Raw genomic sequence first — 21,274 nt, forward strand, 5'->3', positions numbered from 1 at the left:
CTACGGCGTCGGCGGTAACGCGGGGCGGGACGGGGCGGTGAAGCGGTTTTCCACCGCCGGCAGACCGAGCTTTTCACGCAGGGTGCCGGGCGGATAGCGGTCGCGCATGACGCCGTTACGCTGCAGAAGCGGCACCACCTGGTCAATAAAGCGGTCAAAGTCTCCCGGCAGCAGCGGGAACATCAGGTTGAACCCATCGGCGGCGCCCGCCTGCCAGGTCTCCGTTAAGGTGGCGGCAATCTCCTCGGCGCTGCCCAGCAGCAGCCAGCTATCAGAACTCTGTAATAACAACTTCCCCAACTCCAGCAGGGTGAGCTGCGGATCGTACTGGCGGATAAGCTTCAGCGCGGTACGGATGCCGTCAAAGCTCTCCTCATCGGGGAGCGGCGGCAGAGGTTGGTCCCGCGGCAGGGCGCTGAGATCCATTCGAAGATAAGAGGAGAGCAGATCGATAGCCATCTGGTCGCTCATGAGCTGCTCGTTAAGCTGCTGGCGGGCCGCCTTCTCCTCGCCGGAGTTCACCACCACCGGCAGGACCCCGGCGATGATTTTGAAATGGGCCGGATCGCGTCCGTGCTGGCGCAGCCGCTGGTTCATCTCTTCGCGATAGGCCAGCCCCTCGGCGACCGAATGAATAAACACGAAGTGCATATCAGACCAGGCGGCGGCCAGCGCTTTTCCCGCCTCCGAAGAGCCGGCCTGCACCAGCAGCGGATGGCCCTGCGGCGGGCGAGGTACGTTGAGCGGGCCGCGGACGCGGAAGTACTCGCCCTGATAGTCGAGGTGATGCACCTTGTCGGCATCGGCGAAGACTCCGCGCGCTTTATCAAAGATTGCCGCGCCATCTTCCCAGGAATCCCACAGGCGAGTGACCACGTCGATGAATTCATTGGCCCGCTGGTAGCGGGTGCCGTGGCGGGGAAGCTGCTCCAGACCGAAGTTTGCCGCTTCTTCTTCCAGCCACGACGTCACCACATTCCAGCTTGCCCGGCCATTGCTGAGAAAATCCAGCGAGGCAAAGTACCGGGCGAGATTATAGGGTTCGTTATAGGAGGTCGACGCGGTGGCCATCAGGCCGATATGCTCCGTTACCGCGGCGAGAGCGGAGAGCAGCGTCAGGGGTTCAAGCCGGGCGTTAGCATAGTGGCTCAGGCCGCTGGGCACCGTATCCCACACCGCGACATGGTCGGCGACAAAGATAGCGTCCAGGGTCGCCGCTTCGGCCTTACGCGCCAGGCTGGCGTAATAGTCGAGGGTAAATATGTCCGCTTCAGGCGCGTCAGGGTGGCGCCAGGAGAAACGGTAATCCCCCTGTGGGTTATAAAAGAAGAGGTTCAGGATCATGTGTCGGTTAGACATAGTATAGACTCGCGGCTGAACGCCATCCGTGGCGGGGTGACGGTCAGTGTTGGGATAGGTTGGCATTAACCCACTGTTCGGCGACGGCCGCCGGATCTTTATGCTGGAGATCCACCTGCTGGTTGAGGGCAATCAGCGTGGCATTGTCCAGCTTGCCGGAAACCTCATTGAGCACGGCGCCTATCTCCGGCGTCAGACTGGCTTTGCGCACCAGCGGCACCACGTTCTGACTCGGTTGTTCATGTTTATCATCCTCGAGGACCACCCATTTCTCCTTCGCCAGATTGCCCTGGGTGGAGACGACCGTTGCGACGTCGATTTTGCCCGAATTGAGCGCCAGCCGGGTGAGCGGCCCACCCATGTCCAGCGATTTCACCGCTTTGAACTCAAGACCATAGACGCGCTTCAGCCCCGGCAGGCCCAGGGCGCGTACCGCCAGCTCCGGCGGTCCACCGATCACCAGCTGCGGGGCGACGGGCTTCAGGTCGGAGAGGGTACGCAGATGGTATTTCTCCGCGGTCTCGGCACGTACCGCCCAGGCGGTGATCGAGGTGGCCGGGGCCGGGTTCAGCAGGGTGAAATCGGAGGGCAGGGCCTGGGCCAGCTCTGCGCTGACGTCCTGCTGGCTGGTGGCCTCGGTTTTACCGTTATAGAAATTGAGCAGGGCGCCAAGATATTCCGGAACGATATCGATCTCACCGCTCTGCAGCGCCGGAATAATAATTTCCCGGTTGCCGAGGTTGAGACGGGTGTTGGCCTCAATATGATTTTTCTTTAGCGCGCTGGCGTAGATGTTGGCGAGAATGGAGCTTTCGGTAAAGTTGGCCCCGCCCACGGTGACGCCGGCGGCAAAGGTGTTAACGCTCAGACTGAAGAGCCCGGCGGCCAGCAGCGAGAGACGAAATCGACGGGCGGTGACGGCCTTGCCAAATAATTGCTTCATAATACCTCTTGTATTTTCAGGTTAATCAGCGCCAGGCGCTGAGGGTAATGTCAGGTACACGCTAATAAGGCGCGGCAATTCGGCGGTGGGTCAGGCGTCCGGCGCAGCGGGCGAAAAGCAGTTCGCCGCCTATCGCCAGCAGGGAAACCACCAGCGAGCCGCCGATCACCTGCGGGATATCCCGCTGCCCGAGGCCATCGATCAGAAAACGTCCCAGCCCGCCCAGGCCGGCATAGGCTGCGACTACCGCCGTGGCGATAAGCTGGACCAGCGCGGTGCGCATCCCGGCGAGGATCAGCGGCGCCGCCATCGGGATCCGCAGCTGCCACAGGCTTTGCCAGGGGGTCATGCCCAGCGCAATGGCCGCATCGCACAGCGGGCGGTCGGCGTGATAAATCCCCACCCAGGTGTTAGTGAGAATGGGCGGAATAGAAAGCGCGATCAGCGCCGCCAGCACCGGGATATCGTTAAAGCCAAAAACGATGATGCATAATAAAATCAGCCCTAACGAAGGGATGGCGCGGCCAAGATTAAACAGGTTGATCACCACAAAGGCGCCTTTGCGCCAGTAACCCAGGGCGATGCCGAGCGGCAGGGCAATGGCGCAGGCAACGGCCATGCTGACCAGCACGTAATAAAGGTGTTGGCCCAGGCGCAGCAGGATGCCATCGTCGCCCAGCCAGTGCTCCGGCTGGGTTAACCAGTGAAAGGTGGCGAGAAGCAGCGTCATCATTTCGTCCACGGCGTTAGCCAGTCGCCGAGACGGGCAATCAGCCCGTCAAAGACCAGCGAAAGTACAAGACTGAGGACCAGGCTGACGACAATCGGTGTCAGAAAGTCCTGATTAAAGCCCGCCATCAGCAACTGCCCGAGCCCGCCCTGACCGATCAGCGCGGTGACAGTGACCAGGCCGACCAGCGTCACCGAGGCAATGCGCAGCCCGGCAAACAGAGAGGGCAGCAGCAGCCACAGCTCGATATCGAAGAAGCGGAAACCGCGGGTGTAGCCGAGCGCCCGCGCCGACTCCAGCGCCGCCTGCGGCAGCTTCTCCATGCCGGCCAGCACGTTGCGCAGCAGGATCAACAGCGAGTACAGCGTCAGGCCAATCAGCGAGGTGGTCAGCGACAGCCCGGTAAACGGCAGCAATAAAATAAACAGCGCCAGCGAGGGAATGGTAAACAGCACGCCGCAGAGGGTGATGAGCGGCTGCGCCGTCGCGGGCCAGCGCAGGGTAATGGCTAACAGGCCGCCGGTGAGCAGGGAGCCGAAAAACAGCGCCAGCAGGACCATCCGCGCATGCTGCCAGAGAAGATCGCCGATCATCGCGCGGTTATCGATAACCCAGCCCCAGTCAATCATGAGGTCTCACCCCCACCGCGCCGTCGAGCACCTGCTGCAGCAGGGCGTGGGACACCGCCCCCTGGTATTGTCCTTCGCCATCCACATGCACCAGCACGCCGGTCGCCACGTCGAGCAGCGCGCTGTAGGCGAAACGCAGGCTGTGGCTGCTGGCGAGCGGGCGCTCCACCGGCAGGGTGAGACCGTGTTGCGGATCGAACCAGTGCAGCGGACGTCGCTGGCGGTCAAGCACCAGGCGCAGCGGGCTGGCCAGCGGTGGATGGGCGCTGGCGATCGGCGTCAGCGCTTCGTCGAGCAGGGGGACATCGTGACGCGGCAGCTGGCCGACCTGAATCATACCCAGCCGTTTCAGATTGGGTTCCGGGCCGATAAAGCGGCGCACGAACTCGCTCGCCGGGTGGGCCAGAATACGGTCGGGGGTATCAAACTGCGCCAGCACGCCGCCTTCCTGGAAAATGGCGATTTTATCGCCGAGGCGGATTGCTTCATTGATGTCGTGGGTCACTAATACAATGGTTTTCTGCAGCCGCTGCTGCAACAGCAACAGCTCGTCCTGGAGGCGTTCACGGACCACCGGGTCGATGGCGGCGAAGGGCTCATCCATCAGTAAAATCGGCGGATCGGCGGCGATGGCGCGGGCGATGGCCACGCGTCCCTGCTGGCCGCCGGAGAGCTGATGCGGATAGCGGTGCAGCAGATGGCTGTCGAGCGACATCAACGCTACCAGTTCCTCAATGCGCGCGTTGATGCGCGCTTTGCTCCAGCCCGCCAGCCGCGGCACAGTGGCGATATTTTGCGCCACGGTACGATGGGGAAAGAGCGCGGCGCTTTGCATCACGAAGCCGATCTGGCGGCGGACCTGGATAATATCAGCGTCAGCGAGGCGGACGCCCTGAATATAGACGTCGCCGCTGTCGGGAATATCCAGCTGGTTGATCATCCGCAGGATGGTGGTTTTTCCGCAGCCGCTCGGGCCGACGAAAGTGCAGAATTCGCCATGATCAATATCCAGGCTGAGGTCACGAATGGCCGGCTGGGCGCTGCCTGAATAGGTTTTGAAAAGATGCGCTAATTTTATCATGGCGAAATTCAACACTCTGAATAATAAAGTCCTGACCCGGAAAAAGTGGCGCCGGGATCCTGGCTCAAACTACAGAGCGCCTGCGGGGAGGGCAAATACGTTATTTGCATTTGCATAGTGAAAAGCCGGTTAATCAGTCGCGGTGGAAGAGAGGCCGGGAGGTTGTTTTATGGATTTGTGATCGGCAACACAAATGACTGCCTGCCAGGCGCCGCAAAAGATAAATTGCCAGGGTTGATTTTAATCAAAGTATGACCGCCTGCGATATGGCGGAAAAAGCCGCCCCCTCCGCCGCATAAGAAAAACAAGATTGTGAATTTAATGTTTCTTTGATGTAAATAATGCCTGCGCCTTTTTCCCGCCCGCCGCCGATAAAATGTGATGCCAAACCGACTTGTCGTAAAATAATGGCGTTGATTACGTCCGCTTTTTATTCTTTATAGCATTAATTTAATTTTAGCCTTTTTTATCGCCCTGACGGCGCGGGTCAAATAGCGTACAAAAAGCGTATTTTTTATCGCCATTTTACCGTCGATGTTATCGCCATCAATTATTTTTATCCCCGCATTCGGTTATGGCAAAAGGCGCGCAAATAACGTTTATAATGATTTTAATGTGTTGATTTTAAATACATTGTTCTGGATGGTGAATCCTGCTAATCCGCCACGGCGGAGCCTTTGTGAGAGCTCTCACATAACCCGCTAATCGCGATTTGTTACACTTTCCGCCGTCAACAAAGGAATGAAAGCGAGACGTGATGAATACTTTTTCTCTGCCTAAAACTCAGCATCTGGTGGTTTTCCAGGAAGTGATCCGCAGCGGGTCTATCGGGGCCGGAGCAAAAGCGTTAGGACTCACACAGCCGGCGGTCAGTAAAATCATTGGCGACATGGAAAGCTATTTTGGCAGCGAATTAATCGTCCGGCGAAATACCGGCGTCTCGCTCACCGAGGCCGGGCAGGTATTTCTGAACTGGTCAGAGGCGATCACCCGTGAAATGAAAAATATGGTCAATGAAATGAATGCGTTGACCAACAGCACGGTGGTGGATGTCTCCTTTGGTTTTCCCTCGCTGGTGGGGTTTACCTTTATGTCGGAGATGGTGCATCAGTTCAAAATGACCTTCCCTAAGGCGCGGGTATCGATGTATGAGGCGCAGCTCTCTGCCTTCTTGCCGGCGATCCGCGACGGGCGCCTCGACTTCGCCATCGGGACGCTGAGCGATGAGATGAAGCTGCAGGACCTGCACGTCGAGCCGCTGTTTGAGTCTGAGTTTGTGCTGGTGGCGAACCGGGCGCGGATCGGCAACGGCACCGTCCGCCTGGCCTCGCTCCAGCACGAGCAGTGGGTGCTGCCGGAGACCAATATGGGCTACTACAGCGAACTGCTGACCACCCTGCAGCGCAGCGGCATCCGCCGTGAAAATATCGTCAATACCGATTCGGTGGTGACGATCTATAACCTGGTGCTCAATGCCGATTTTTTGACGGTCATTCCCTGCGACATGACCACGCCGTTCGGCTCGAGCCAGTTTGTCACCATCCCCATTAAAGAGGCCTTGCCGGTGGCGCGCTATGCGGCGGTGTGGTCGAAAAATTACCGGCTGAAAACCGCGGCGGCGTCGCTGGTGGAGATGGCGAAACAGTATTCATCGGGGCAGGGCAACCGCCACTGGCAGCCAATAGAAATTGCCTGACTGATATTGATTAAATAATCCAACAACCATCCTCGCTGTTGTCAGCAGGATGACGCCCGGTCATTGACTTTATATTAAGATACAGAGGCCATAATGCATATTACCTACGATCTTCCGGTATCCATTGACGATATTCTCGAAGCGAAGCAACGCCTGGCAGGAAAAATATATAAAACGGGTATGCCGCGGTCGAATTATTTTAGCGAACGCTGTAAGGGTGAAATATTTCTTAAATTCGAAAATATGCAGCGCACGGGTTCATTTAAAATTCGTGGCGCCTTTAATAAGCTCTGCGGCTTAACCGCAGCGGAAAAACGCAAAGGGGTGGTGGCCTGCTCAGCGGGCAACCACGCCCAGGGCGTCTCGCTCTCCTGCGCCATGCTCGGCATTGACGGGAAAGTGGTGATGCCGAAAGGGGCGCCGAAATCGAAAGTCGCCGCCACCTGCGATTATTCGGCGGAGGTGGTGCTGCATGGCGATAATTTTAACGATACCCTCGCCAAAGCCAGCGATATTGTTGAACTTGAAGGCCGTATCTTTATTCCCCCCTATGACGATCCCCAGGTTATTGCCGGGCAGGGCACTATCGGTCTCGAAATATTAGAAGATCTGTATGACGTGGATAATGTCATTGTGCCGATTGGCGGCGGGGGCTTAATTGCCGGCATCGCGATTGCGATTAAATCCATTAACCCGACGATCCGGATTATCGGCGTGCAGTCGGAGAATGTTCACGGCATGGCCGCCTCCTGGTACGCCGGAGAGATCACCAGCCATCGCCACGCCGGCACCTTAGCCGATGGCTGCGATGTCGCCCGCCCGGGAAAACTGACCTATGAAATCGCCCGCCAGCTGGTGGATGACATCGTCCTCGTCAGCGAGGACGACATTCGCCAGAGCATGGTCGCCTTAATTCAGCGCAATAAAGTGATCACCGAAGGGGCCGGAGCGTTGGCCTGCGCCGCGTTATTAAGCGGCAAATTAGACAGCTATATCCAGAACCGCAAAACGGTCAGCCTGATTTCCGGCGGCAATATCGATCTCTCGCGGGTATCGCAAATTACCGGTTTTGTTGACGCTTAATTCAATACATAAGTGAGGACAGGATATGAGTACGACTGAGAGCATTGCATCCAGCCAGACAAGCCTTTTGTCCTGGCGTAAATCCGACACCACCTGGACCCTGGGCCTGTTTGGCACCGCCATCGGCGCCGGGGTGCTGTTTTTCCCCATCCGCGCCGGCTTCGGCGGGCTGATCCCGATCCTGGTGATGCTGGTGCTGGCCTATCCCATCGCCTTCTATTGCCACCGGGCGCTGGCGCGGCTGTGCCTGTCGGGGGCTAACCCCTCCGGCAATATCACCGAAACGGTGGAAGAGCATTTTGGCAAAACCGGCGGGGTGGTGATCACCTTTCTGTACTTCTTCGCCATCTGCCCGCTGCTGTGGATTTATGGCGTGACGATCACCAATACCTTCATGACCTTCTGGGAGAACCAGCTGCAGATGCCGGCCCTCAACCGCGGAGTGGTGGCGCTGCTCCTGCTGCTGCTGATGGCGTTTGTCATCTGGTTTGGCAAAGACCTGATGGTCAAGGTGATGAGCTATCTGGTGTGGCCGTTTATCGCCAGCCTGGTGGTGATCTCCCTGTCTCTGATCCCTTACTGGAATAGCGCGGTGATTGATCAGGTGAACCTCAGCGATATCGCCTTAACCGGTCACGACGGCATTCTGGTGACAGTGTGGCTGGGCATCTCCATTATGGTGTTCTCCTTTAACTTCTCGCCGATCGTCTCCTCGTTTGTGGTCTCCAAACGCGAAGAGTATGAAGCGCAGTTTGGCCGGGAGTATACCGAACACAAATGCTCGCAGATCATCTCCCGGGCCAGCATGCTGATGGTGGCGGTGGTGATGTTCTTCGCCTTCAGCTGCCTGTTTACCCTCTCGCCGCAGAATATGGCGGACGCCAAGGCGCAGAATATCCCGGTGCTCTCCTATCTGGCGAACCACTTTGCCTCGATGTCGGGCGCCAAATCCACCTTTGCCACCCTGCTGGAGTATGGCGCGTCGATCATCGCCCTGGTGGCCATCTTCAAATCGTTCTTCGGCCACTATCTTGGCACCCTCGAGGGGCTGAACGGTTTGATCCTGCGCTTCGGCTATAAAGGGGATAAAACCCGGGTCTCCAGCGGCAAGCTCAATACCCTGAGCATGGTGTTCATCATGGGTTCGACCTGGGTGGTGGCCTATGCCAACCCTAATATCCTCGACCTGATTGAGGCCATGGGCGCGCCGATTATCGCCTCGCTGCTGTGCCTGCTGCCGATGTACGCCATTCGTAAAGCGCCTTCGCTGGCCAAATACCGTGGCCGTCTCGATAACCTCTTTGTGACCGCCATTGGTCTGCTGACCATCCTCAATATCGTTTACAAACTGTTCTAATCCGGCTCAGGCCACGCGGAGTACAACATGACTGAATTTCCGGTAGTGCTGGTGATCAACTGCGGCTCGTCGTCGATCAAATTTTCCGTGCTGGACGCCGCCAGCTGCGACTGCCTGCTCAACGGCGTAGCCGAGGGCATCAACGCGGACCAGGCGTCTCTCTCGCTCAACGGCGGCGAGCCGGTGGCGCTGGCGCCGCGCGGCTACGAAGGCGCCCTGCAGGCGATTGCCGGGGCATTAGCCCAACGCGATCTTATCGACAGCGTGGCCCTGATTGGCCACCGCGTCGCCCACGGCGGCGACCTCTTCACCGAGTCGGTCATTATCAGCGAGGAGGTTATCGACAATATTCGCCAGGTATCGTCCCTGGCCCCGCTGCATAACTACGCCAGCCTTAGCGGCATCGCCTCGGCGCAGCGGCTGTTCCCGGGGGTCATGCAGGTGGCGGTCTTTGATACCAGCTTTCACCAGACCCTGGCCCCGGAAGCCTTTCTCTATGGCCTGCCGTGGGAGTATTACCAGAACCTCGGGGTGCGCCGCTATGGCTTCCACGGAACCTCTCACCGCTATGTCTCCCGGCGCGCCCTGGCGCTGCTCGGGTTGCCGGAGCAGGAGAGCGGCCTGGTGATCGCCCACCTGGGCAATGGCGCCTCGATCTGCGCGGTGCACAACGGCCGCAGCGTGGACACCTCGATGGGGATGACGCCCCTGGAGGGGCTGATGATGGGCACCCGCAGCGGCGATGTCGACTTCGGCGCCATGGCGTGGATTGCCGCGGAAACCCGGCAGACCCTCAGCGACCTGGAGCGGGTGGCCAACACCGCTTCCGGCCTGCTGGGGATCTCCGGCCTTTCCTCTGACCTGCGGGTACTGGAGCAGGCCTGGGATGAGGGCCATGCCCGCGCCCGCCTGGCGATCAAAACCTTCGTCCATCGCATCGCCCGCCATATCGCCGGCCACGCCGCCGCGCTGCAGCGTCTCGACGGGATTATTTTCACCGGCGGGATTGGCGAAAACTCGGTGCTGATCCGTCGGCTGGTGAGCGAGCGGCTGGCGGTCTTTGGCCTTGAGATGGACGCTGCCCGCAACCAGCAGCCTAATTCGGCCGGCGAGCGCCTGATCTCCGCCGACGGCAGCCGGGTGCGCTGTGCGGTTATCCCCACCAATGAAGAGCGCATGATTGCCCTCGATGCGATCCGCTTAGGCCGGATCCACACCGCGGCGGCGCTGGCCTGATTTTTTTATTCTGTAGAGAGACGATGTTCATGAAAGTAGATATCGACACCCACGACGCACGATACGCCGACGCCTGGCAGGGCTTTCGCGGTACGGCGTGGCAAACGCAGATTAACGTTCGCGACTTTATTCAGCATAACTACACCCCTTACGAGGGCGATGAGTCCTTCCTCGCCGACGCAACGCCGGCCACCACCGCCCTCTGGGAGCAGGTGATGGCCGGGATCCGCGTCGAGAACGCCACCCATGCGCCGGTGGATTTCGACACCAATGTCGCCACCAGCATCACCGCCCACGCGGCGGGCTATATCAACCAGCCGCTGGAAAAGATCGTCGGCCTGCAAACGGACCGGCCGCTGAAGCGCGCCCTGCATCCCTTTGGCGGGATCAATATGATCAAAAGCGCCTTCGAGGCCTATGGCCGCGAAATGGACCCCGATTTTGAGTATCAGTTTACGGCGCTGCGCAAGACCCACAATCAGGGCGTATTTGACGTCTATTCCCCGGATATGCTGCGCTGCCGTAAGTCCGGGGTGCTGACCGGGCTACCGGACGGCTACGGTCGCGGACGGATCATCGGCGATTACCGCCGCGTGGCGCTGTACGGCATTCGCTATCTGGTCCGCGAACGTGAGCTGCAGTTTGCCGACCTGCAGCCGGCCCTTGAACGCGGCGAGGCGCTGGAGGCCACCCTGCGCCTGCGCGAAGAGCTGGCCGAACAGCGGCGCGCGCTGCAGCAGATGCAGGAGATGGCGGCCCGTTACGGCTGCGATATCTCCCACCCGGCGCGCACCGCCCGGGAGGCGGTGCAGTGGCTCTACTTCGCCTACCTGGCGGCGGTGAAGTCGCAGAACGGCGGCGCCATGTCGCTGGGACGCACGGCCACCTTCCTTGACATCTATATTGACCGCGATCTGCGCGCCGGTTTACTCAATGAGGAGCAGGCCCAGGAGCTGATTGACCACTTCATCATGAAGATCCGCATGGTGCGTTTCCTGCGTACCCCGGAATTTGACTCGCTGTTCTCCGGGGATCCCATCTGGGCGACGGAAGTCCTGGGCGGTATGGGGCTGGATGGCCGCACCCTGGTCAGTAAAACCACCTTCCGTTACCTGCATACCCTGCACACCATGGGTCCGGCGCCGGAGCCGAACCTGACCGTGCTCTGGTCGCAGGCGCTGCCGGTGGCGTTTAAAAAATACGCCGCCCGGGTCTCAATCGCCACCTCGTCGCTGCAGTATGAGAACGACGATCTGATGCGCAGCGATTTTCACAGCGACGACTACGCCATCGCCTGCTGCGTCAGCCCGATGGTGATCGGCAAGCAGATGCAGTTCTTCGGCGCCCGCGCCAATCTCGCCAAAACGCTGCTCTACGCGATTAACGGCGGGGTGGATGAGAAACTGAAGATCCAGGTGGGGCCGAAAACCGCGCCGCTGCGCGATGAGGTGCTGGACTACGACAGCGTGATGGCCAGCCTCGACCACTTTATGGACTGGCTGGCGGTGCAGTACATCAGCGCGCTGAACATCATCCACTGCATGCATGATAAGTACAGTTACGAAGCGGTGCTGATGGCCCTGCACGACCGTGACGTTTACCGCACGATGGCCTGCGGCATCGCCGGCCTGTCGGTGGCGGCGGATTCGCTGTCGGCGATAAAGTACGCCCGGGTGAAGCCGGTGCGCGACCATCACGGGCTGGCGGTGGACTTTGTCATTGAGGGGGATTATCCGCAATATGGCAACAACGACGATCGCGTCGATGCCATCGCCTGCGACCTGGTGGAGCGCTTTATGCGCAAAATTCAGGCGCTGCCCACCTGGCGCCAGGCGGTGCCGACCCAGTCGATCCTGACCATTACCTCCAACGTGGTGTACGGGCAGAAAACCGGCAATACGCCGGACGGACGTCGGGCGGGGACGCCGTTCGCCCCGGGGGCCAATCCGATGCATGGCCGCGACCGCAAAGGGGCGGTGGCGTCGCTGACCTCGGTGGCGAAACTGCCGTTTACCTACGCCAAAGATGGCATCTCGTACACCTTCTCCATCGTGCCGGCGGCCCTCGGCAAAGCGCCGTCGGCGCAGGAAAACAACCTGGTGGGGCTGCTGGACGGCTACTTCCATCACGAGGAGACGGTGGAGGGGGGACAGCACCTCAACGTCAATGTACTGAACCGGGAAAAGCTGCTCGATGCGATAGAACATCCGGAGCAGTATCCGAATCTGACGATCCGCGTCTCCGGCTATGCGGTCCGCTTTAACGCGCTAACCCGCGAGCAGCAGCAGGATGTGATCTCGCGAACGTTCACCAGCCAGCTCTGAGCGGCCGCCGGGCCACAGGGGAGCCCTTAACGGGCTCTCCTGTTATCATCTTCACATTACCGCAACAAAATAATCACCACTGTTGATCATATTCGCATTTTTGCACCACGCTGGCGCGCAGCGACCGCTAACTGCATCTATGTTTAGCTCACGGGCCGGTACGGATACCGCGTTGTCCGGCTCGCCACGTGATGGCAACCGATCTCCTGACCTGAAAGGGAATGCGCCCTTGCCGGATGCGGCACGGGTTGTCGTCGCGTGCGCACCGACCGGGGCGTCCGCTCTCCGGCGCGATTTCTCTACCTGGCGGGATTTTTGCTTCTTCCACCCTGGCCGTCCTGGCGCTGCGCCTGCGTCGGTACCACACGGTAAGTGATATTTTCTGCGTCATTCCATGACGCCAGGCTCTAAATCGCTGAGGAATATCCGAATGTCTTTGAAACTGAAAACAATGACGCTTCATGTTGTGATAGCAGGTTGTATGAGCATGGCCTTTTACGCCCAGGCTGACGTGAAGATCGGCGTCGCCGGGCCCTTCACCGGCCCCAACGCTACCTACGGCGCCCAGTACTGGAAGGGGGCCTCGCAGGCGGTGGCTGATATCAATGCCGCCGGCGGTATCAAAGGCGAAAAGATTGTGCTGGTGCAGGGGGATGACGCGTGCGAACCGAAACAGGCGGTAGCGGTGGCCAACCGGCTGGTGGACGAAGCGAAAGTCTCCGCCGTGGTGGGGCATTTTTGCTCTTCCTCAACGATGCCGGCCTCCGAGGTGTATGACGAAGCCGGGATTCTGACCATTACCCCCGGCTCCACCAATCCGCAGATCACCGAGCGCGGCATGAAGGATCTCTTCCGCATGTGCGGCCGCGACGATCAGCAGGGGGCGATTGCCGCCAACTATATGCTGGACGTGCTGAAGGCGAAGAAAATTGCCGTCATCCACGATAAAGACACCTATGGCCAGGGGCTGGCCGATGCCACCCGCGCGGCGCTGGCGAAGCGGGGCACCAAAGAAGTGTTGTACGAAGGCCTCTCCCGCGGTGAAAAAGACTTTAACGCCCTGGTGACCAAGATCGGCGCCCTCAAGCCGGACGTGGTCTATTTTGGCGGCTGCCACCCTGAGGCGGGCCCGCTGGTGCGCCAGATGCGCGAGCAGGGAGTGCAGGCGAAATTCTTCTCCGGCGACTGTATTGTCACCGAGGAGCTGGTGACTGCCGCCGGCGGGCCGCAGTTCACCAACGGCGTACTGATGACCTTTGGTCAGGACCCGCGCACCCTCCCGGAAGGCAAAGCGGTGATCGAGAAGTTCCGCGCCAGCGGCTTTGAGCCGGAAGGCTATACCCTCTACGCCTACGCCTCCATTCAGGCTATCGCCGCCGCCTGGAACGCCGTCGGCACCGATAACGCCAAAGCCAGCGACTGGCTGAAGAGCCACGACGTCGAGACGGTGATGGGCAAAAAAGGCTGGGATGGCAAAGGCGACCTCAAGGTGTCGGACTATGTGGTCTATCAGTGGGACGACAAGGGCAAATATCACCAGCTCTGATCGGCGACCACCCAGGAACTATCCGTTGTTTTGATTGGCTAATCGTCTCACGACGGCGGTCGACCGGGTACCGATCCCGGCGGCCGTCGGCCTGGCGGCTGGAGGGGCTATGACGGCGTTTTTTCTGCAACAACTGATCAATGGGCTGACGCTGGGCGCGGTGTACGGCTTAATCGCCATCGGCTACACCATGGTGTATGGGATCATCGGCATGATCAACTTCGCCCACGGCGAGGTGTATATGGTCTCCGCCTACCTGTGCGCCATCGGCCTGGCGCTGCTCTCCTTCTTCGGGATCCATTCGTTTCCGCTGCTGATTTTCGCCACCCTGGTATTCACCATTGTGGTCACCGGCGTGTACGGTTGGGCGATCGAGCGCATCGCCTACCGGCCGCTGCGCAACTCGACGCGCCTGGCGCCGCTGATCTCGGCTATTGGAATGTCGCTGATCCTGCAGAACTATGTTCAGCTGAGCCAGGGGCCAAACCAGCAGGGGATCCCGACGCTGCTCAGCGGCGCGCTGCGTATGACGGTGGGCGATGGGGTAGTGCAGATCACCTGGACCAAGGTGTTTATTCTCGTCGCCGCGCTGGTGGGGATGCTGATCCTGACCTGGATTATCCAGTACACCCGGCTGGGGCGCATCTGCCGCGCCACCCAGCAGGACCGGCGCATGGCGGCGATCCTCGGCATCAATACCGACCGGGTGATCTCCCTGGTGTTTGTCATCGGCGCGGCGATGGCCGGCCTGGCCGGGGTGCTGGTGACCATGAACTACGGCACCTTCGACTTCTACATCGGATTTATTATCGGCATCAAAGCCTTCACCGCCGCGGTGTTGGGCGGGATTGGCTCGCTGCCTGGCGCGATGCTGGGCGGACTGCTGCTCGGGGTGGCCGAGGCGCAGTTCGCCGGAATGGTGAATTCGGATTACAAAGACGTTTTTTCCTTTGCGCTGCTGGTGGCGATCCTGATTTTTCGCCCGCAGGGGCTGCTGGGTCGTCCGCTGGTGGCCAAGGTCTGAGGGGGCTCTATGGGTGAACTGACGCGCCAGCCTGCGCGGGATATCAAAAGCGCGCTGATCGACAGCGTGCTGGCCGGTCTTTGCGCGTTAATTGTCTTTGGCCCGATCGTCGGCGTGGTGCTCAAAGGCTATGGCTTTACCCTCGCGCCCGTGCGGGTGGCGATCCTGGTGGCGGTGGTGATGGCCGGCAGACTGGCGCTCAGCCTGCTGCTGCAGAGCCGGCGGGGCAAGGCCTTGGTTGCCCGCTTTGAGGGGGCGGATGACGGGGTGTACGTTCGGCCCCCGGGCTACCGCTCGCGGCTGCGCTGGATAATGCCGTTGCTGGTGGGCCTGGCTATCGCCTTTCCGTTTCTCGCCAGCAAATACCTGCTGACCGTGGCGATCCTCGGGCTGATCTACGTCCTGCTCGGTTTGGGGCTGAATATCGTGGTGGGTCTCGCGGGGCTGCTCGATCTGGGCTATGTGGCGTTCTATGCTATCGGTGCCTACGGCCTGGCGCTGGGCTACCAGTACCTGGGCCTCGGCTTCTGGGCGATGCTGCCGCTGGGGGCGGTGATGGCGGCCCTCGCCGGGGCGTTGCTGGGCTTTCCGGTGCTGCGCATGCACGGCGACTATCTGGCCATCGTCACCCTCGGCTTTGGCGAAATCATTCGCCTGGTGCTTAACAACTGGGTGAGCTTCACCGGCGGCCCCAACGGCGTCCCGGTGCCGTCCCCGACGCTGTTTGGCCTCGAATTTACCCGCCGGGCAAAGGATGGCGGTATCCCTATCCATGAATTCTTCCACGTCAGTTACAACCCCAACCTGAAATTCATCTTCCTCTACGCCGTGCTGTGCATGGTGGTGATACTGGTGCTGCTGGTGAAGCATCGCCTGACGCGGATGCCCATCGGCCGCGCCTGGGAGGCGCTGCGCGAGGATGAGATCGCCTGTCGGGCGATGGGGCTCAACCATGTGCTGGTTAAGCTCTCGGCGTTCATGCTCGGCGCGTCGACCGCCGGCATCGCCGGAGTGTTCTTCGCCAGCTATCAGGGATTTGTTAATCCGACGTCGTTCACCTTTTTTGAGTCGGCGCTGATCCTGGCGATTGTGGTGCTGGGGGGAATGGGCTCCACCCTTGGGGTGGTGCTGGCGGCGTTTGTCCTGACGGTCACCCCGGAGCTGCTGCGCGGGTTTGACGAATATCGCGTGCTGCTGTTTGGCGTGCTGATGGTGCTGATGATGATCTGGCGGCCGCGCGGCCTGGTGCGCACCAGCCGCAGCGGGGTCGCGTTGCGAAAAGGAGTCGCGCCATGAGCGACAGCATCTTACGCGTTGAGCATCTGATGATGCATTTCGGCGGCATCAAAGCGCTGAATGACGTCAATCTGGAGGTGGAGCGGGGGTCGATCACCGCCCTGATCGGCCCCAACGGCGCGGGCAAAACCACGGTATTTAACTGCCTGACCGGCTTTTACCGGGCGACGGGGGGGAGTATCGTGCTACGGGCGCGGGAAAAGGTCACCGATGTCATTCAGGTGCTGGGGCAAAAGCTTCACCCGGACGATTTCCTCCACCCGGCGCAGCTGGGGCGGCGGATCTATTACAAGATGTTCGGCGGCACCCATCTGGTGAACCGCGCCGGTCTGGCCCGCACCTTCCAGAATATTCGCCTGTTCCGCGAGATGTCGGTGATTGAGAACCTGCTGGTGGCCCAGCATACCCAGGTCAACCGCCATCTGCTGGCCGGGATCCTCAACACCCGCAGCTATCGGCAGGCGGAAAGTCAGGCGCTGGATCGCGCGTTTTACTGGCTGGAGGTGGTGGAGATGGTGGACTGCGCCAACCGTCTGGCGGGAACGCTTTCCTACGGACAGCAGCGGCGGCTGGAGATCGCCCGCGCCATGTGCACCCGTCCGGAGATGATCTGTCTGGACGAGCCGGCGGCCGGACTCAACCCGGTCGAAACCCAGGCGCTGAGCCGGATCATCCGCTTTCTGCGCCAGCAGCACGGCATCACGGTGCTATTGATCGAACATGATATGGGGATGGTGATGGAGATTTCGGATCATATCATCGTCCTCGATCACGGGGACGTCATCGCCCGTGGCGCGCCGCAGGCGATTCAGGCCAACGCCAGCGTGATTGCCGCCTATCTTGGCGCTGAGGAAGAGGAGACGCGCCGATGAGCCAGCCACTGCTTGCCTTTGATGAGGTGGATGTCTTCTACGGGCCGATCCAGGCCCTGAAGCAGGTCTCCCTGACCGTCAACGAGGGGGAGACGGTGGCGCTGATCGGCGCCAACGGCGCGGGTAAATCGACGCTGTTGATGTCGGTCTTCGGGCAGCCGCGTATTGCCGGCGGGGAGATTTTCTATCGCGGGGAGGCGATCAGCCGGAAATCGACCCACTTTATCGCCAGCAACGGCATCGCCCAGGCCCCGGAAGGGCGGCGCATCTTTCCCGATATGACCGTCGAGGAGAATCTGCTGATGGGGACCATTGCCATTGGCAACCGCTATCAGGCCGAGGACAAGGCCCGGATGTACCAGCTGTTCCCCCGGCTGGAAGAGCGGCGGGGACAGCGGGCGATGACCCTCTCCGGCGGCGAACAGCAGATGCTGGCCATCGCCAGGGCGCTGATGAGCCGGCCGCGCCTGCTGCTGCTGGATGAGCCGAGCCTGGGACTGGCGCCGCTGGTGGTGAAGCAGATATTTCAGATCCTGCGCGAGCTAACGGCCCAGGGGATGACGCTGTTTCTGGTGGAGCAGAACGCCCGCCATGCCCTCAACCTGTCGGACCGCGCCTACGTGATGGTGAACGGCCAGATCCGCCTGAGCGGTAGCGGCCAGGCGCTGCTCAACGACCCGGAGGTGCGTAAGGCGTATCTGGGGATCAGCGGCTGAGAGGGTTAATCCCGCGGTTGGTTACGGGTTTTAATGTGCTGCCAGAAACGTTCGGCGGCCTGGTTAAGCCGCGAGCCGGAGCGGTAGAGCCAGGCACCGATCGGCAGCGACAGGCTCTCATCGAGGATCGTCAGTCGGCCTTCGTCCAGCTCGCGCTGAATGGAGTACTGCGGCAGCCAGCCCACGCCGTCGCCATTGAGGATCATGCGCTTGAGCAGCTCGCTCATGGAAGAGACAAAGGTGAGGGAGAAGGTGATCTCTGGCGTGCGGTCGATGACCTGGTTCACCTGGCGCCCCATATAGCTGTCGTTGGCGTATTTCATCAGCGGCAGCACGCCGCGATGTAAATGAAACAGCGGCCGGCCATGTTCGTCGCAGGGGGAGACCAGATGCAGGTAAGAATCAAAAATTTTATGATTAATAAACGGATAGTTCATTAATTCTTCATTATAGAAGGAGAGGATAAAATCGCTTTTACCCTCTTTCAGGTTAAATACGGCGTCGTTGACGTTAATCGATTCAACATGAAAAGTCTTATTTTTACGGTCGGTGTAACCGGCGATAATTTCCGGCAGCAATAACACCGACAGCGAAGGGGCGGCGTCGATTCTTATTTTTTGCGTGGTGTTATTTAAACCTTTAATTCGGCTGATCTGAAAATCCATGTCGTCGAGCATATTTCGCGCGTAGCCGACAAAAATTTTCCCGCGGTTGGTCAACTGCAGGGGGTTGGCGCTGCGGTCGAAGATGCTGAATCCGAGGGAAGCCTCCAGCGACTGAATGCGTCGGCTGAACGAGGACTGGGAGATATTGCGGGCTTTGGCCGCCAGGGTAAAGCTGCGTGACTCCTCGAGAGCAATCACATCATACAGCCATTTAACTTCCAGATTTGCCAACACCGATCCAGTCCTCAAAAACGCAATAAAGGCTATGCAATTTTAGCATAGCGCATAGAAACTATGCAATTAACATAATTATCGACAGGTGTTAACATTTTTTGGAAAGTTGAGATTTAAGAATGCGTATCGGCGACCCTACATGAGCACGATATGAAATCGCGACTCACGGTTATTTATTGCTTTATTTCATTGCCCAGGATTTATCTTATTAAATAGCTGGCGACGATGACGAAAGCAATGAATAACCCAGGCCTCTTACCTTAAATAGTTTGTCAGGAGTTCCATGTCACAACAAATTGAATCAGTAAAAATGGCTCTGCAGGAGCTGGGGATTAATGCAAGCGGCGAATTGTTTTACAACCCTGATTACGATTTGCTTATTGCACATGAAACCGCTCCTGAGCTGACCGGCGCGGCCCGCGGCGTAATGACCGACTCTGGCGCTGTGGCAGTGGATACCGGCATCTTCACCGGCCGCTCGCCGCGCGATAAATATATCGTCAGAGACGAGCAGACGCGCGACACCGTATGGTGGGCTGACTCCGGCCTCGGCCGCAATGACAATAAGCCGTTATCGCCAGAAGTGTGGCGCAGCCTGAAAAGCCTGGTCGCAGGCCAGCTGAGCGGCAAAAAACTGTACATCATCGACGCCTGGTGCGGCGCCAGCCCGGACACCCGCCTTGGCGTGCGCTTCGTCACCGAGGTGGCGTGGCAGGCCCACTTTGTCAAAAACATGTTTATCGTGCCGAGCGCCGACGAGCTGGCCAGCTTTACTCCGGACTTCGTGGTGCTCAACGGCGCCGGCTGCACCAATGCTAACTGGCAGGCGCAGGGCATGAACTCCGAGAACTTCGTCGCCTTTAACCTGAGCGAGCGTATTCAGCTCATCGGCGGCACCTGGTACGGCGGCGAAATGAAAAAAGGGCTGTTCTCGGTCATGAACTACCTGCTGCCGCAGAAAGGCATCGCGTCGATGCACTGCTCGGCCAACCGCGGCGAAGCAGGGGACGTCGCGCTGTTCTTCGGCCTCTCCGGTACCGGCAAAACCACGCTGTCCACCGATCCGCATCGTCAACTGATTGGCGATGACGAGCACGGCTGGGACGATGATGGGGTGTTTAACTTCGAAGGCGGCTGCTACGCCAAGACCATCAATCTCGACCCGCAGGCGGAGCCGGAGATTTATGGCGCCATCCGCCGCAATGCGCTGCTGGAAAACGTGGTGGTGCGCGCCGACGGCAGCGTGGATTACGCCGACGGCAGCAAAACCGAGAACACCCGCGTCTCCTATCCGCTGTCGCATATCGACAATATCGTCAAGCCGGTGTCCCGGGCGGGCCATCCGTCGAAGGTGATTTTCCTTGCCGCAGACGCGTTTGGCGTCCTGCCGCCGGTCTCCCGTCTGACCACCGAGCAGATGCAGTACCATTTCCTGTCGGGCTTCACCTCGAAGCTGGCGGGCACCGAGCGCGGCATTACCCAGCCGACGCCGACCTTCTCCGCCTGCTACGGCGCGGCGTTCCTGCTGCTTCACCCGACCCAGTACGCCAGCGTACTGGCGGCGAAGATGGCGGAATCCGGTGCGGAAGCCTGGCTGGTCAACACCGGCTGGAACGGCGAGGGCAAACGCCTGTCGCTGCGCGATACCCGCAGCATCATCAGCGCGATCCTCAATGGCACCACCGGCCCGCTGCGCGATGAAGCGATCCCGGTGTTCAATCTTGCGATCCCGCAGAGCATTCCGGGCGTCGACAGCGCAGTGCTGGATCCGCGTAATGGCTGGAGCTCAGCGGATAAGTGGCAGGAGAAGGCGGAGAGTCTGGCTCAGCTGTTTATGGATAACTTTAAGCAGTACAGCGATACCGAAGCGGGCGCGCGTCTGGCGCTGGCCGGTCCGCAGCTGCAGAATAGCGCGGTCGAAGCCTGATCCGCGGCCAGCAGGTCGACGCCTGGCGCCGACCTGCTGGCGAGCCGCTTTACTCCGCAAAGGCACGCAGCGCATCGCCAGTGAGGCGATAACGCACCCACTCATCCTGCGGCTGCGCGCCAATGCTCAGATAGAAATCAATCGCCGGCTGGTTCCAGTCGAGCACGCTCCACTCCAGACGCCCGCACTGACGCTGTACTGCATATTGCGCGATGGTTTTCAGCAGCGCTTTTCCGGCGCCGATCCCGCGATAGTCGGGGGTTACGTACAGATCCTCCATATAGATGCCGTTACGGCCAAGCCAGGTGGAGTAGCTGGTGAAGAACACGGCGTAGCCCACCGCTTTGCCCGCCACCTCGCAGATCAGCGCCTCGGTTTTGCTGCTGCTGGCAAACAGCGTCTCTCTGATCTCCTCTGCCGTCGTCACCACCTCTTCGGGGGCTTTCTCGTAGACCGCGAGTTCATAAATCATGTCATAAATAGCGGTGGCGTCGTCCGGGGTGGCCTGGCGGATCGTGATGCTCATGGGTCGTCCTGTCTGAATGGTATGAAGGAA

Annotated in this window: 20 protein-coding genes; 11 read left to right on the forward strand and 9 right to left on the reverse strand. The window is 59.8% G+C overall.

The features are described from left to right. The 6 genes from ACOI7Z_RS20955 to ACOI7Z_RS20980 all read right to left on the reverse strand — a co-directional run bounded on the left by ACOI7Z_RS20955 (position 1) and on the right by ACOI7Z_RS20980 (position 5,302). Positions 1–1,425, reverse strand: coding sequence for an LLM class flavin-dependent oxidoreductase (locus ACOI7Z_RS20955; RefSeq protein WP_309298353.1), 1,425 nt, complete (start codon positions 1,423–1,425; stop codon positions 1–3). Continuing rightward, positions 1,403–2,302, reverse strand: coding sequence for an ABC transporter substrate-binding protein (locus ACOI7Z_RS20960; protein ID WP_087848626.1), 900 nt, complete (start codon positions 2,300–2,302; stop codon positions 1,403–1,405). Before ACOI7Z_RS20960 ends, ACOI7Z_RS20955 begins: the two co-directional genes overlap by 23 nt. A gap of 61 nt (positions 2,303–2,363) precedes the next feature. Next, on the reverse strand, positions 2,364–3,032 hold the full coding sequence (locus ACOI7Z_RS20965; RefSeq protein WP_087848627.1) for an ABC transporter permease: 669 nt from the start codon (positions 3,030–3,032) through the stop codon (positions 2,364–2,366). Continuing rightward, positions 3,032–3,661 (reverse strand): ABC transporter permease, encoded by a 630-nt coding sequence (locus ACOI7Z_RS20970; RefSeq protein WP_023290192.1) that lies wholly within the window; start codon positions 3,659–3,661, stop codon positions 3,032–3,034. The genes ACOI7Z_RS20965 and ACOI7Z_RS20970 overlap by 1 nt, the downstream gene beginning before the upstream one ends. After that, the gene (locus tag ACOI7Z_RS20975) at positions 3,654–4,742 is read right to left on the reverse strand and encodes an ABC transporter ATP-binding protein (protein ID WP_087848628.1); all 1,089 of its coding nucleotides are present in this window, start codon (positions 4,740–4,742) and stop codon (positions 3,654–3,656) included. The genes ACOI7Z_RS20970 and ACOI7Z_RS20975 overlap by 8 nt, the downstream gene beginning before the upstream one ends. A 437-nt stretch (positions 4,743–5,179) precedes the next feature. Then, positions 5,180–5,302: a hypothetical protein gene (locus ACOI7Z_RS20980; protein ID WP_218811005.1), complete on the reverse strand. Its 123-nt coding sequence runs from the start codon at positions 5,300–5,302 to the stop codon at positions 5,180–5,182. A 197-nt stretch (positions 5,303–5,499) separates the two neighbouring features. Here ACOI7Z_RS20980 and tdcA point away from each other — a divergent pair, with 197 nt between their 5' ends. The 5 genes from tdcA to pflB all read left to right on the forward strand — a co-directional run bounded on the left by tdcA (position 5,500) and on the right by pflB (position 12,438). After that, positions 5,500–6,438 (forward strand): transcriptional regulator TdcA, encoded by a 939-nt coding sequence (gene tdcA, locus ACOI7Z_RS20985; RefSeq protein WP_032453338.1) that lies wholly within the window; start codon positions 5,500–5,502, stop codon positions 6,436–6,438. 93 nt (positions 6,439–6,531) lie between these two features. After that, entirely contained in the window at positions 6,532–7,521 is a 990-nt protein-coding gene (gene tdcB, locus ACOI7Z_RS20990) for a bifunctional threonine ammonia-lyase/L-serine ammonia-lyase TdcB (RefSeq protein WP_023290189.1), read from the forward strand. A 25-nt stretch (positions 7,522–7,546) separates the two neighbouring features. Further along, positions 7,547–8,878 carry a threonine/serine transporter TdcC gene (gene tdcC / locus ACOI7Z_RS20995; RefSeq protein ID WP_087848629.1) on the forward strand — a complete coding sequence of 444 codons (1,332 nt, stop codon included), beginning with the start codon at positions 7,547–7,549 and terminating at the stop codon, positions 8,876–8,878. 27 nt (positions 8,879–8,905) lie between these two features. Then, complete coding sequence (tdcD, locus tag ACOI7Z_RS21000) at positions 8,906–10,114, forward strand: propionate kinase (protein ID WP_087848630.1); 1,209 nt, start codon at positions 8,906–8,908, stop codon at positions 10,112–10,114. Between the two features lie 29 nt (positions 10,115–10,143). Beyond that, the gene (gene pflB, locus ACOI7Z_RS21005) at positions 10,144–12,438 is read left to right on the forward strand and encodes a formate C-acetyltransferase (RefSeq protein WP_087848631.1); all 2,295 of its coding nucleotides are present in this window, start codon (positions 10,144–10,146) and stop codon (positions 12,436–12,438) included. A gap of 51 nt (positions 12,439–12,489) precedes the next feature. Here the strand turns inward: pflB and ACOI7Z_RS21010 are convergent, their stop codons facing one another. Beyond that, positions 12,490–12,636: a hypothetical protein gene (locus ACOI7Z_RS21010; protein WP_004225356.1), complete on the reverse strand. Its 147-nt coding sequence runs from the start codon at positions 12,634–12,636 to the stop codon at positions 12,490–12,492. 289 nt (positions 12,637–12,925) lie between these two features. Here ACOI7Z_RS21010 and ACOI7Z_RS21015 point away from each other — a divergent pair, with 289 nt between their 5' ends. The 5 genes from ACOI7Z_RS21015 to ACOI7Z_RS21035 all read left to right on the forward strand — a co-directional run bounded on the left by ACOI7Z_RS21015 (position 12,926) and on the right by ACOI7Z_RS21035 (position 17,892). Further along, positions 12,926–13,984: a branched-chain amino acid ABC transporter substrate-binding protein gene (locus ACOI7Z_RS21015; protein ID WP_075206763.1), complete on the forward strand. Its 1,059-nt coding sequence runs from the start codon at positions 12,926–12,928 to the stop codon at positions 13,982–13,984. A gap of 109 nt (positions 13,985–14,093) precedes the next feature. Beyond that, complete coding sequence (locus tag ACOI7Z_RS21020; RefSeq protein WP_023290184.1) at positions 14,094–15,008, forward strand: ABC transporter permease subunit; 915 nt, start codon at positions 14,094–14,096, stop codon at positions 15,006–15,008. Positions 15,009–15,017: 9 nt separating this feature from the next. Next, positions 15,018–16,304: a high-affinity branched-chain amino acid ABC transporter permease LivM gene (gene livM / locus ACOI7Z_RS21025; RefSeq protein ID WP_072420769.1), complete on the forward strand. Its 1,287-nt coding sequence runs from the start codon at positions 15,018–15,020 to the stop codon at positions 16,302–16,304. Beyond that, positions 16,301–17,176, forward strand: a complete 876-nt coding sequence (locus ACOI7Z_RS21030) for an ABC transporter ATP-binding protein (protein WP_072420770.1) — start codon at positions 16,301–16,303, stop codon at positions 17,174–17,176. The genes livM and ACOI7Z_RS21030 overlap by 4 nt, the downstream gene beginning before the upstream one ends. Further along, complete coding sequence (locus ACOI7Z_RS21035; RefSeq protein ID WP_023290181.1) at positions 17,173–17,892, forward strand: ABC transporter ATP-binding protein; 720 nt, start codon at positions 17,173–17,175, stop codon at positions 17,890–17,892. Before ACOI7Z_RS21030 ends, ACOI7Z_RS21035 begins: the two co-directional genes overlap by 4 nt. A 5-nt stretch (positions 17,893–17,897) precedes the next feature. On the opposite strand, the gene ACOI7Z_RS21040 is transcribed toward ACOI7Z_RS21035, so the two are convergent. Further along, complete coding sequence (locus ACOI7Z_RS21040) at positions 17,898–18,791, reverse strand: LysR substrate-binding domain-containing protein (protein ID WP_023290180.1); 894 nt, start codon at positions 18,789–18,791, stop codon at positions 17,898–17,900. Positions 18,792–19,074: 283 nt separating this feature from the next. Between ACOI7Z_RS21040 and pckA the strand changes: the two genes are divergently transcribed. Next, a complete protein-coding gene (gene pckA / locus ACOI7Z_RS21045; protein WP_023290179.1) occupies positions 19,075–20,718 on the forward strand; it encodes a phosphoenolpyruvate carboxykinase (ATP) in 1,644 nt (547 codons plus the stop codon). Between the two features lie 49 nt (positions 20,719–20,767). Here pckA and ACOI7Z_RS21050 read toward each other — a convergent pair whose 3' ends face one another. Then, entirely contained in the window at positions 20,768–21,244 is a 477-nt protein-coding gene (locus tag ACOI7Z_RS21050) for a GNAT family N-acetyltransferase (protein ID WP_004203250.1), read from the reverse strand. Between the last annotated feature and the right edge of the window lie 30 nt (positions 21,245–21,274).

Source organism: Klebsiella sp. C283 (assembly GCF_048822555.1).
GTDB lineage: Bacteria > Pseudomonadota > Gammaproteobacteria > Enterobacterales > Enterobacteriaceae > Klebsiella > Klebsiella quasipneumoniae.

What these genes read in the sequence shown, in the direction of transcription:
- tdcD (WP_087848630.1), top strand. Translation starts at nt 8,906, where the DNA reads ATGACTGAATTTCCGGTAGTGCTGGTGATCAACTGCGGCTCGTCGTCG.
- ACOI7Z_RS21030 (WP_072420770.1), top strand. Translation starts at nt 16,301, where the DNA reads ATGAGCGACAGCATCTTACGCGTTGAGCATCTGATGATGCATTTCGGC.
- ACOI7Z_RS21020 (WP_023290184.1), top strand. Translation starts at nt 14,094, where the DNA reads ATGACGGCGTTTTTTCTGCAACAACTGATCAATGGGCTGACGCTGGGC.
- ACOI7Z_RS20965 (WP_087848627.1), bottom strand. Translation starts at nt 3,032, where the DNA reads ATGACGCTGCTTCTCGCCACCTTTCACTGGTTAACCCAGCCGGAGCAC.
- pckA (WP_023290179.1), top strand. Translation starts at nt 19,075, where the DNA reads ATGTCACAACAAATTGAATCAGTAAAAATGGCTCTGCAGGAGCTGGGG.
- ACOI7Z_RS20975 (WP_087848628.1), bottom strand. Translation starts at nt 4,742, where the DNA reads ATGATAAAATTAGCGCATCTTTTCAAAACCTATTCAGGCAGCGCCCAG.
- tdcA (WP_032453338.1), top strand. Translation starts at nt 5,500, where the DNA reads ATGAATACTTTTTCTCTGCCTAAAACTCAGCATCTGGTGGTTTTCCAG.
- ACOI7Z_RS21050 (WP_004203250.1), bottom strand. Translation starts at nt 21,244, where the DNA reads ATGAGCATCACGATCCGCCAGGCCACCCCGGACGACGCCACCGCTATT.
- tdcC (WP_087848629.1), top strand. Translation starts at nt 7,547, where the DNA reads ATGAGTACGACTGAGAGCATTGCATCCAGCCAGACAAGCCTTTTGTCC.
- ACOI7Z_RS20960 (WP_087848626.1), bottom strand. Translation starts at nt 2,302, where the DNA reads ATGAAGCAATTATTTGGCAAGGCCGTCACCGCCCGTCGATTTCGTCTC.
- ACOI7Z_RS21035 (WP_023290181.1), top strand. Translation starts at nt 17,173, where the DNA reads ATGAGCCAGCCACTGCTTGCCTTTGATGAGGTGGATGTCTTCTACGGG.
- ACOI7Z_RS21015 (WP_075206763.1), top strand. Translation starts at nt 12,926, where the DNA reads ATGGCCTTTTACGCCCAGGCTGACGTGAAGATCGGCGTCGCCGGGCCC.
- pflB (WP_087848631.1), top strand. Translation starts at nt 10,144, where the DNA reads ATGAAAGTAGATATCGACACCCACGACGCACGATACGCCGACGCCTGG.
- ACOI7Z_RS20970 (WP_023290192.1), bottom strand. Translation starts at nt 3,661, where the DNA reads ATGATTGACTGGGGCTGGGTTATCGATAACCGCGCGATGATCGGCGAT.
- ACOI7Z_RS20955 (WP_309298353.1), bottom strand. Translation starts at nt 1,425, where the DNA reads ATGCCAACCTATCCCAACACTGACCGTCACCCCGCCACGGATGGCGTT.
- tdcB (WP_023290189.1), top strand. Translation starts at nt 6,532, where the DNA reads ATGCATATTACCTACGATCTTCCGGTATCCATTGACGATATTCTCGAA.
- livM (WP_072420769.1), top strand. Translation starts at nt 15,018, where the DNA reads ATGGGTGAACTGACGCGCCAGCCTGCGCGGGATATCAAAAGCGCGCTG.